We start from the raw sequence: 11092 nt of genomic DNA on the forward strand, positions 1-11092 counted from the left end.
ATACACATAAAAAATCCCCTATGTCACATCTGCGTGTAACAACAGGGGATTTCAAGATAAAAACCGTTATAAAATAGTCTGTAAGAATATATGGTGGAGGAACAGTCCGCCTGCAAACAATACAACCCAACGTAATGAATTTTAAAATAGAAATATAAAAAAATAAGTTATAAACAAACCCATCCAAAGTCGCACAACCACACCTAACCAAAATCAACCATTGATGGCATACTCAATGGCATACTGGCATCTCAAGGATTTTACAGATGGCACTACTCACCGATACTAAAGCCCGGAATATTAAACCGGACGATAAACCCTTGCCGCACGGTGGTATCACCGGCCTGACGTTGCACCCTTCAAACAGCAAAGATCATGGTAAATGGGTCTTGTGTTACGTTACCCAAACCACGAATCGCTGTAACTCATCCGCATCCATCCAGCCGGGCATACTTTCAATGCCAGATACCAGTTGCTCCTTGGTCGCCCCTTTTTCTAGCCGCTGTTGAAGATGAGCAAGCGACATCAGGTCGAGTCCAGCCAAACCACCGACGGTCCTGATGTCCGCAAATGATAGATGAAACAAATTGGCTCGAATAGTTCCCCATGCTGCTGCAATGCTTGTCATCATTTTCTCCTCGATAAGTTCAACGAACTCGTAACATCCATGTTGGATGTTTGCTGCTACATTTAGGCAAAAGCTCACTACGGATATACCCTCACTTCTGGTAAGTCACTCTATAGAAAAACCGCAAAACCAGCAGGTTCTTTACTGTGATGGCACCAAAAAACATGACATATATCACATTTATGGCAATCAAAATTTTTAGGGACTTTATTGGGGGCTTCGTTTTAAAGCTTAAGGAATAACCATATTAAATTCAATAAAATAAATAAAAGTTCGAGTCCAATCAGAGGAGCCATATTTAGAGAAGCCCGCTTAGGAAACTAAGCGGGCTTCTTGCATTTCAATACCAGACTCACAGTGCAAAACTCTGGTGTTTCAGGTACTGCCGCCACGGAAAGGAAACTGGCCTTTGGTGCCTACCCTGCTGTTTCCTTAACGTTGGCCAGAAAACTACACGACGACTCACACGCCGAACTAGCACAAGGTAATGACCCTGGGCAGACTCGGCGTCATGAAAAGCAGGCCAAAAAGGTGGGTAAAACTCTTGAAGAGGTTGCTCGCGCCTTGCACAAGACCAACCGTACCTGGTCTAATGTTCATTCAACCCGTATTTTACGAAGCCTAGAAATGTATCTGTTCCCGTCTTTGGAAAACAGTCCATTACCAAAATCACCACGGCTGACTTTCTTTATGCCCTCAAGGCCATCGAAGACAAGGGATTTCTTGAGGTCGCGATGCGACTGCAGCAGCGTATTGTCAGTATCAGTTAGTACCTGGAGATACCCCCGATGCTGTAGGTACCCGGCCTTGTTTCTGAGTAGTTTTTTCGCTCAGTATCGCTCTTGCCGGAGTTGTTATCAGCCCTATCAACAGTCCTTTCAACCTAGAAGTAGGCAACATATTTTTTAATCCCACCGGGCAAGCTGATAAAACATACCAATATCCAGCCTTACTCTATCAGGATTGCGCGGGAAATAAATCATTATAAGTGGAGCGTATGACTTGAATTAACTTCTCGGCAATCGGGGTCAGTATATGACTTTTGCGATATGCTAAACTATAATGACCATCAGGAAGTTGTTCACGAATAGGTATGACATCTACAAGTTCTTGATAACTCGATTCGGTCATCATGCACTTTGGACCAGCAAAAAGATAATCATGCTCAAGCACCAATTTCCGTCCAATAGAAAGAGAATCACCATAAATCACGGCTGCTTCATCAATATTCCCGCAAGGAAAAATCAGCCCTTCGATATTAATGTAGTAACCCGCCGTCACTGCGGGTAAAAACCACTTAGCCCCGTGTAACTCGCTCAATGAACTACAATTTTTTAAAGGATGATCCTTTCGCCCCATGACACAGAACTCAAGTGTCACCAAATGCTCTGAAATAAACTCGCGAGATGACAAGTCCAACGTATTACCAATGAAAAAATCTAATTTCCCCATGCGCAATGCAGATGCCAACTCAGAAAACTGCCCCTCTATGACAGTAATACGAGCCTCTTTATATTGGTCCTTAAATGCATTTATCAACCCAGGAATGGTATCAAATGCTGGGAAGTGTGAGCAACCAAAGGCCACTTCACCATAAGATACCTGCTCAATTTGTTTTACTTCATCGACCGCTCGCTCGAGTTCATTTAGAATAAAATTCATTCTTGCTTCAAACGCTTTTCCCGTTTTTGTTAATATTACGCCACTTTCGCCTCTCACCAATAAACGCGTACCCAGTATTCTTTCGAGCTCATTGATACTTCTCGTCATTGCTGGCTGGGTTTGTCCCGCCGCTAGGGCTGCTAAACGGACACCGCCATGATTAATGATAGCGCGTAGGTTTTTAAGCTGATTGATTTTAGGTAGCTCTTTCATTCTGACTCCCATTGCATCTTATATCCAACGCTGTTGGACAAGCTCCCGTGCCCATTAACTACAATGGACCTCACGGGCATGAAGACCTGCTCATGAATCTGATAGTGAAAAACCGTTCCCCGGGATTAGTTGTAATCAACCGCCAGACCGAAGCTCTGTGCCCTGTCGGCAGATTTTGTCAACGGTGTACCGTTTGATTGGATATTGGTATGTACGCTGAAGTTCCCGCCTGTAACATCGGTAACGAAGCCAGTTGCTGGTGCAGTAATGTTGTCGATTGCACTTGTCCCCACCTGACGCCAATTGTAGTGGACGATGCTTTGTCAGGTCAGTAGTGATACCGGTAGTGATTAGCGTTTCTGTTTCTCCCTTGACGTAATACCATTTCACATGGGCCATGGAGTTATCCGCATCCCCTTCTGCGTCGTGAGAGTTATAAGTCTGAGTGATCGTGTCACCCGCACTCAACGTTTCGCCAGTTGCATTGCTACTTAGAACCACCACCTGGACAGCATTGTTGGATGACGAACTCAATACGGAGACGCTCAGCCAAATGCTTCCTGTTGGTGCAGTCAGTACCACGTAAGCAATGCTCATGGTGTCGCTGGTAATCACCAAGGTCAATACCAGTTTTTTCACAGTAAAAATCGGAGCCTTGTGTGTCATTCTCTGTTTCCTTAACGAGCCATCCAATAGGGATATGCGATGTTTCTGTGACCTGCCTTTTCTGAGCTAGTATCCGTACGTTGCAAGACCAGTGATTCATTCAGTATAGGCAGCTTAATTATAATCCACTTTCAGGCTGAAGCCCTGGTCACCCGGAGTGACGCAGGAAGTGTGGAGTGTTGACCGGCACGGTATACGTGTCAGTGGTTGCCCCCGCAATCAGCTGGTTGTTCAGCGTAACGTCTCTACTACTGCCACTCGCCGATGTGTTGGCACCCGTCCAGATGCCACTGGATCCTGCTCAGACAAGAGGATGCGTAATTAATTAGCAGGTAAAGTTGAAACAATACCTATGTTAAATGATGACGTTTTATGAATCGCTACACACATTAACGAAGTATCACGTAATTCCGTTCATTTACTACAAATCCATCATTCACACATGCAATCACAGCTAGGCCAATCGACAGGTCAAATATACACAAAATAAGAATCCCCTTAAATTAATTTAAAGTTATCACGATGCTTTTTAAAAAAATAAAACCCAAGTCATTATAATAAAAAGAATTTTTATAAAAACAGAATAAATTAACCACAAGATATCAAAAGATTATTTGATTTTAATCAATTTTATAGAGGAACCTTCGGAGGGTTAACTATCAACAGGAACAAAATTCAATGAGAAAAGACGCATTGCATTGAAACGTTATAAATGTAACGTATTATCATAAATTCATATATTTCCTACAACAAAATTTAACTTTTACGAGTCATTTTAGGCACGTATTGCATCAACCTATTTACCAAGTTGGAGGATATACCGATAATCATATCGGTAACGTCTGTTATCTGGAGATTCAAACCAAATTGATGCAAATCAAATAATATGATGGTTTTTTTTCAATAGAATTTGTGCTTTTTTAAAAAAATCCTTTTATTTGAATCTATTGCTTTTTTCACCATTAAAAATGGCATCGGTATAATTTCAATTTAATTTCAAATTTATCTCATCACTGTATAGTGAGATTTATATCAGGAAGTGCTTTACGACTATGGAGAATCAAATGAACATCAAGAAAGCTAGCACTTTTGAATAAACATATTTTTGGTGACATCTCTCGTCCATTGCCAGGAGTGCGCTAAAGTCAGCGTTGCAAAGAGAGCTAACAATGAATACTGACAAAACTGGATATGGGATGAAAAACGCACATAATAGACCAGATAATCCGTCGGTAGAACGGAGTAGTTATGATGATAAACCTTAGCTACGGCCACCACTGAACGACTTGATATCTGTGGATAACTACTAACTATTCTTTTTGTACGATGGCAGCACCGTCATATCACCGCATGCTTCCAGCTGGCATATCGAAAAGATCTTTAGTCGCTAGAGTTTATAATCCTAATCTGGGTTTATGACTACAAACTCTTTGGGCCAGGAATTCAATCGTCGTCAGGTTGGAGGTGGAAATTTATTGTGATTAGGTTCCTATCCTCCAGGGATAAGGTGCATTATGGAACATACATTTTACAAAATATTAATACGATCAACTTAGTCTACAATGATAATACTTTGTATGACATTTTGGCAAAGTCCTGTTATTTATTAGAGTATATCCACTACTATGAAAAAGATTCTATTTATGAGTGATTGTCACTACTATCGACTGGCATTCAAATATTCATTTGAAAGAAAAGGATACCACGACATTGAATTTATTAGTCTAGAGTCGCTGCCAGATAGAGATGTTAGTCAGGCTACGTTACTAATACATCTTACTGAAAAAAACCATCCAGCAATCATTCACTTTATTGAAAATATTAAATTATTTCTAACTAAAAATAGCATTGTAATCGCAAATAAACAATTGATTACACTCTTGAGCCGATATTTTGATGAACGCCTACGTTTTATTGATGAACTGTCCATTTTTGTTGAGTGCTCAAACAATGTATTAATTGAGGAAAACATTGAATCGAGGGATAGCCTCAGTGAAGTTAAAGAAAAATTACATTTATTATCGATATCAGAGCTTTTAGTGATGTTGATGCTACTGACTGGTCAATCCCTTTCAGCCATAGCATTTAGAACAAAAAGAAGCATAAAAACCATCAGCACCCAAAAAGTATGCGCATTAAAAAAGTTGGATTTAGATAACACTCCGTATTCAATGATAAAATTAGCACATGCTTTTCGTTTCCCCGCATCATTAGGTTCCTTGAAGCGGCGAAGCGCAATAGATAAGGGTATCGTCAAATTAAGAGGTGAGCAGTGTTTTCATGACACACATACAGAAAATAAAATGGCATCTTTCGCAGAGCACCCTACTGAATACAGCGTCGAAAATAAGGTATCTTGTGAGGGTGAAGCAAGTGTAAACCTTAACGCAAAAATAATAATAAAAAATGAGAAACGGCGTGGTAAAAAAAAGCTTACTGTCACACCAAAGCAAAAAAAATCATTTTTATCATCGTGGATAACCGCATTACTAAAAAAATTATGGCCAATAGCTGAAACTTAAAAAAAAACAATCAGTTCCACAGCAACAAAAATAGTGAAATCATAAAACAATAAATCATCACAATTAGCCATTAATACTACAAAAACAATAAAAAACGCTACAAAAAACTCAAGCTATCAACAACCCCATTTGCAGTCTATAAATCTATATATTTTTAATAAAAAAACAAAAAAACCATCAAGAAGACAATTATTGAAGGATAACGCTAAATTTAACGATTTAATGAGAAAAAGCCATTTTTCTAGTTAGTCTATTCCCTTTGACAGTTTTAAAAGAGAATAATAAGTCAACTACCAATTAAAATACCCTATATTGACACCAACTTTTTGCTTACTTCCCCCTTTAGAAAGAAGCTCATATACCAGTAAGGAGCAAACTATGCTAAATGAAGAAAATCTTTATGGATATATCATAAATTTTGATAATGGATGCCATATCCAAGTTGATTTGCTGCACGGCCAATTATTTAAATCACCCGTAACAACGGCATCATACCCCCAGGTTATTTCTGTAAGAAGTACCAAAATGAAATTACTTTGCTATCTTCTTGAAAATGCATTTGAAACCATTGTAAGTCGGGAGGAAATATTAGAAAAAGTTTGGGAGGCCAGCAACCTTAGCTCTTCCTACCAAAGATTAGTGCAGGTAGCAACCAAATTAAAGGAGGAGTTATTATACCTAGACGCTCCTGCCAACTTTATTACTTATTGCCGTGGGAAGGGCTACACCATCAACTGTAGCAAAATCCTTCGCCTGTACTCTAACACTATCTACGACAATGAAAAGACCACTAATTTACTGTAGCAGAGAGCCATGATTTCATTAAAAGGGAGATAACATGATAAATAACAGAGTATTAAGGATAGCTATTCTTGAAGAGGATAAACTGTGTAATTACGGCATTAAGATGCTATTTAACAAAAGCCTCAGTGACCACATGTTGATCGATACGTTCTACACACTGGAGGAACTGATTACTGCATCTTCATCAACGCATTGGGACCTGATCATCACCAGCATAGACAGTAAAGAATTCAGCGTATTAGACTTTTTAATCTGGTTGGATACACCGCACAATAAAAGTCTTGCGCTTCCTAATATCATTTTTTCACATTGCTCAGAGCTTAATCCATTCCCGATGGAAATTATTAACTTTTATTCTCATCATATTTTTTGCAAAAATAATAGTGTACATTCATTAATACAAATGATAGTCGACATACTTAACGTGAAGTACATAGCAAGACGTAATAGAACGCGTATTACAGATGCTGAATACGAAGTGTTACTCGAACTTTCCACACCAAGAAGTGTTGATTTTTTGAGCAGGAATAGGGGTATTAAAAGAAAAACGATCTTTAGCCATAAAAACTCGGCTATGAAAAAGCTAGGGGTGAAATCAGCGAATCACTTTTTTGCCATCCACAACCGAAATCAAGTGGCCAACTTGATGCGACTGTCTTGCTTCAGATAGCTTAGTGAATAAAAGCACATAGCAAAAAACTTTATCATGTCCGTTTTGGGAGGAGCGATGACATCGGTAATGCCAACTGATGTTGTAGTTAAGCAGTTTCAATCAACTTCAGTGTGTAAAAAACAGTCTGATACATACCCCTTTCTTATCTACTTAGCTGATTAACAATCAGCTAAAACATTAAAAGCCGCATATGCGGCTTTTAATAAGAGAATAGCTGTTGTATGTCTAACGCTCACGCAGTGCTTCATTAGCCTTATTAAACGGTTTGAGGATATAGTGCAGTATACTCTTGCTGCCGGTACTGATATCCACAGTTGCGATCATCCCAGGGAAAATGGGGAAACTATTGCCAGACTTGTTTTTTAGAAAGCTGACGTCCGTACGAATATAGACTCGATAGTAGTAAATATCCCGCTTTACTTCATCCTGAATGGTATCAGGAGAGATGGTATCGACTACCCCATTGATGCCGCCATAAATTGAATAATCATAAGCAGTAATTTTTACTACAGCCTTTTGCCCTGGGTGGATAAAAGCCACATCTCTGGGTGAAATTTTGGCCTCGACCAACATCTGATCGTCCAAAGGTACCAGCGTCATCAACTTACCATTCGGCGGGATCACGCCCCCCACGGTAGTTACTTCAATATCCTTCACAATGCCTCGTACCGGGGACGTAAACTGCAAACGGCTAAGCGAGTCCTGACGACCCAGGATCACCGAACGCTGGGCTTCAACTTCCGCATTGGCTTTTGCCAACTCCTCACGCGCACGGACGTAATATTGGGTTTTAAGGTCAATGGCTTTGTTCTGCATCTCATTAAGCTGGCGCTGTAAGCGTAAAACTTCTACGCTACTTGCCGCCCCTTGGCGCACCAAAGGCTGTGTCATCCCCAACTCTCGCTGGATTAATTCAACCCCCTGCTCCAATCCTTTCAAACCGCTTTCCAGGCTTTCACGACGAGATTGATACAAGGCGGTCTCTGCATGAGTCAGCACCACTTCTTTATCCAATTCTGCCGGAAACACCAACGGAGTTTCGCTAACCTCGGCTTGCAAGCGAGCCGAGGTGGCTAGTGCCGCACGTAAACGGGACTGGCTCTCCTGGACACCGGATTCCGTTTTGGTACGATCCAGTTGAGCCAGAATCTGCCCCTTTTCAACGATATCCCCTTCACGAACATTGAGTTGATAGAGAATGCCTCCCTCCAACGACTGTACCACCTGTTCGTGTACAGAAGGCACAACTTTCCCACTGCCGGTTGTCACCTCATCAAGTTTGAATATGCTCGCCCAGGTTACAAACCCAACCAGTAATAGGCAAACCAGCCATACCAACAGGCTCGAACGTGGCAATTTATGCTCTACCAGTATGTTATTTATTAATTTATTGTCTGACATAACCGCAACTAGGCTCCCTGCTCTTTTCCGGCAAATTGCGCCACTTTCGGTGCTGCCATTAACGGCTGCGCCGATTGTTTATAATGCTGCTGCAGGATGGTTTCTTTAGGTCCATCAAGCACGATTTTTCCGTTATCCAGCACGATGATACGGTCAACAATTTTGAGCAATGCCAACCGATGAGTAGCGACAACCAGAGTGCGATTCCCCATCCAATGGTGCAGATGTTCAATAAGCTGCTGTTCACTCATTTCGTCCAACCAGGCAGTTGGCTCGTCCAATAGCAAAATATTAGGTTGCAGGATCAGATTACGCGCCAGGAGCAAAGCCTGACGCTGCCCGCCGGACAGCCCATTCCCCCCTTCCATAATCATGTAGTTCAAACCATTTTTCTGCTTCTGCACAAAGTTTATGGCACCACTCAGCATTAGCGCTCGTTGAATATCTTCATCACTGGCCTGGGGTTTCCCCATGGTGATATTTTCTCTGATGGAACCAAAGAACAGGCGTGCATTCTGGTTGAGCAACCCCATATCACGGCGGACATCCGCCGGATCCAACTGACTGATGCTGATATTATCGAGTAGCACCTGTCCTTGTTGCACCGTCTGCATGCCGGAAAGCAATTGCAGCAAGGTGGATTTTCCTGCACCGTTACGCCCCAATACCGCGATTTTCTCACCCGCTTTAATATTGAGTTGAGCAATCGACAGATCAGCAATTTTCTCTTCTTCGTCGTAATAGAACACCGTGTTTTTTAGCGAATAATTGCCATGTAGCACGGCTTTATGGACTACCTTGCTGTTTTCCGGCATATCGGTTGGGCGCTGCATCAGTTCATCCAGTCCCTTTCGGGCAACTTTGGCCTGCTGCCAGCGGGATAACACACCAGAAATTTGCGCCAACGGCGCAATAGTACGTGAAGCCAGAATGGTCGTTCCCACCAGCGCACCGGTCGTCATGTCGCCTGCCATAACCATATAGCAACCGATTAATAGCACCACGGCATAAACGATGGATTGCACTTCCTGTGTCCAAGACATCAGCAAACTGGTAATAAAGCGCTGGCGCATACTGATTGTCGCTGCCACATCGTTACTGTTATTCCATTGGTTTTGAAAACGCTGCTCGGCGCGCATCAGTTTGATGTCTTCAATCGACTCTACCGCCTCCACCAGCGTGGCGTTACGCACCGCAGATTCACGCATTCCCTCGTTGGAGAGGCGTGCCAAAGGGCGTTGGATCAACAGACCGGGGATTAATAATAGGGGTAAGGCCAGCAGCACCACATACACCAATGGGCCACCGATCATCCACAGGATAAAGGTAAACAGCAGAAAGAAAGGTAAATCCGCCAGCGCGCTGAGCGTGGTCGAGGTAATCAGGTCGCGCACTGACTCCAGTTCTCTGATTTGTGAAATAAATGAACCGGTTGATTTGGAGCGCGCATTATTCTTAATGCGCAAGGCATGGCCGAAAACGCGATCGGAAATACGCAGGTCGGCGCGTTTCCCGATCATATCGGAAATATTTACGCGCACCATGCGCATGGAAAACTCGAACAGGATGGCCAGCATCACGCCACCAAAGAGCACCCACAAGGTCGGCACGGATTGCGCAGGCACCACCCGGTCATAAACCTGCATGGAAAACAGCATACCCGCCAGAGCCAGCACGTTAGCCACCATCGACGCCAGCATCACATCGCCGTAACGCTTCCAGTCGCGCAGCGCAATGCTCCAGAACCAGTCTTTTTTGTAGGGTTTGATGTAATCATCGACGCGCGAATCCGGAAAGGATTGCAGCGGCCGCAAAATCGCCAGGGTTGAAATACGCTCAAGCACCTCACCGGCAGGTAAGGTGACATCCAACCCGGCATCACCACTGAAAGCAACGCTGACATTGCCTTCATTATCCATTTTGTTGAGTACGCCGATCTGACCTTTGCTGAATTCGGCGATCAACGGCATGCGCCACGGATCCAGCTTCAATGAACGAACATCTATGAATACTAATGCCATCCCCAGTTGACGGGCCATATCTTCCAGCAGCACATCCTTGGGCATACTACTTTCCCAACTTATGGCTACGCGCACATTCTCCTCTGAAAAATCGAGACGAAAATGTTTGGCCACCAGTACCATCGCCGTCAGCCAAGGCTCGAATGGGGCATCAGACGCTGCCGCCGATCCAGATTGATTCGCACCGTCCGTGATATTGCTCACTGGTTCAGCAGAAAAAGCCTGATTAATCATGATTAATGCATCCTGTATATAATATCGTTTTGCTTCTTGCAAAACCCGGCAAAGATAAATCAGCCCAACGGCCATGCCAGGTATTATCTGCTATATATGAAGCGCCGAACGAAAATAAAATTAAATCTTTGTAAGTTTTTACCAACCTTTAAAAACCTCACTGATTTTAGTTTGAAATGATAAAAATCCTATTTAGGGATAATTTCCATTAAAATCAAAATAATCGCCAAAAAAAATCTTATTTATATTTTTCCACTGAACAATTTTA

At 42.4% G+C, this 11092-nt stretch carries 8 protein-coding genes and 3 pseudogenes; 6 read left to right on the forward strand and 5 right to left on the reverse strand.

Annotated features, from left to right (window positions below; translation table 11 throughout):
* Positions 1–266: 266 nt before the first annotated feature.
* A pseudogene (locus ACLQ7H_RS06990) lies at positions 267–402 on the forward strand (DUF4102 domain-containing protein); the annotation flags it as partial.
* Here ACLQ7H_RS06990 and ACLQ7H_RS06995 read toward each other — a convergent pair.
* Positions 395–631: a hypothetical protein gene (locus ACLQ7H_RS06995; protein ID WP_411752045.1), complete on the reverse strand. Its 237-nt coding sequence runs from the start codon at positions 629–631 to the stop codon at positions 395–397. The pseudogene ACLQ7H_RS06990 and the gene ACLQ7H_RS06995 sit on opposite strands and share 8 nt — an antisense overlap.
* A gap of 354 nt (positions 632–985) precedes the next feature.
* Here ACLQ7H_RS06995 and ACLQ7H_RS07000 point away from each other — a divergent pair.
* Together ACLQ7H_RS07000 and ACLQ7H_RS07005 are read left to right on the forward strand one after the other, a co-directional pair.
* Positions 986–1129, forward strand: a pseudogene (locus tag ACLQ7H_RS07000) (Arm DNA-binding domain-containing protein); the annotation flags it as partial.
* Between the two features lie 146 nt (positions 1130–1275).
* Positions 1276–1398 (forward strand): annotated as a pseudogene (locus tag ACLQ7H_RS07005) (phage integrase central domain-containing protein); the annotation flags it as partial.
* Positions 1399–1585: 187 nt separating this feature from the next.
* On the opposite strand, the gene ACLQ7H_RS07010 reads toward ACLQ7H_RS07005, so the two are convergent.
* Complete coding sequence (locus ACLQ7H_RS07010) at positions 1586–2503, reverse strand: LysR substrate-binding domain-containing protein (protein ID WP_411752037.1); 918 nt, start codon at positions 2501–2503, stop codon at positions 1586–1588.
* A 135-nt stretch (positions 2504–2638) separates the two neighbouring features.
* Positions 2639–3169 (reverse strand): hypothetical protein, encoded by a 531-nt coding sequence (locus ACLQ7H_RS07015; protein ID WP_411752038.1) that lies wholly within the window; start codon positions 3167–3169, stop codon positions 2639–2641.
* A gap of 1643 nt (positions 3170–4812) precedes the next feature.
* Here ACLQ7H_RS07015 and ACLQ7H_RS07020 point away from each other — a divergent pair.
* The 3 genes from ACLQ7H_RS07020 to ACLQ7H_RS07030 all read left to right on the forward strand — a co-directional run bounded on the left by ACLQ7H_RS07020 (position 4813) and on the right by ACLQ7H_RS07030 (position 7165).
* Positions 4813–5691: a hypothetical protein gene (locus tag ACLQ7H_RS07020; protein ID WP_411752039.1), complete on the forward strand. Its 879-nt coding sequence runs from the start codon at positions 4813–4815 to the stop codon at positions 5689–5691.
* A gap of 378 nt (positions 5692–6069) precedes the next feature.
* The gene (locus ACLQ7H_RS07025; protein WP_411752040.1) at positions 6070–6495 is read left to right on the forward strand and encodes a winged helix-turn-helix domain-containing protein; all 426 of its coding nucleotides are present in this window, start codon (positions 6070–6072) and stop codon (positions 6493–6495) included.
* 34 nt (positions 6496–6529) lie between these two features.
* Complete coding sequence (locus ACLQ7H_RS07030) at positions 6530–7165, forward strand: helix-turn-helix transcriptional regulator (RefSeq protein ID WP_411752041.1); 636 nt, start codon at positions 6530–6532, stop codon at positions 7163–7165.
* Positions 7166–7393: 228 nt separating this feature from the next.
* On the opposite strand, the gene ACLQ7H_RS07035 is transcribed toward ACLQ7H_RS07030, so the two are convergent.
* Together ACLQ7H_RS07035 and ACLQ7H_RS07040 are read right to left on the reverse strand one after the other, a co-directional pair.
* Positions 7394–8569, reverse strand: a complete 1176-nt coding sequence (locus ACLQ7H_RS07035) for an HlyD family efflux transporter periplasmic adaptor subunit (RefSeq protein WP_411752042.1) — start codon at positions 8567–8569, stop codon at positions 7394–7396.
* 8 nt (positions 8570–8577) lie between these two features.
* Positions 8578–10824 (reverse strand): type I secretion system permease/ATPase, encoded by a 2247-nt coding sequence (locus ACLQ7H_RS07040; RefSeq protein WP_411752043.1) that lies wholly within the window; start codon positions 10822–10824, stop codon positions 8578–8580.
* Between the last annotated feature and the right edge of the window lie 268 nt (positions 10825–11092).

Origin of the sequence: Serratia sp. (in: enterobacteria) (assembly GCF_046715635.1) — a bacterium.
GTDB lineage: Bacteria > Pseudomonadota > Gammaproteobacteria > Enterobacterales > Enterobacteriaceae > Chania.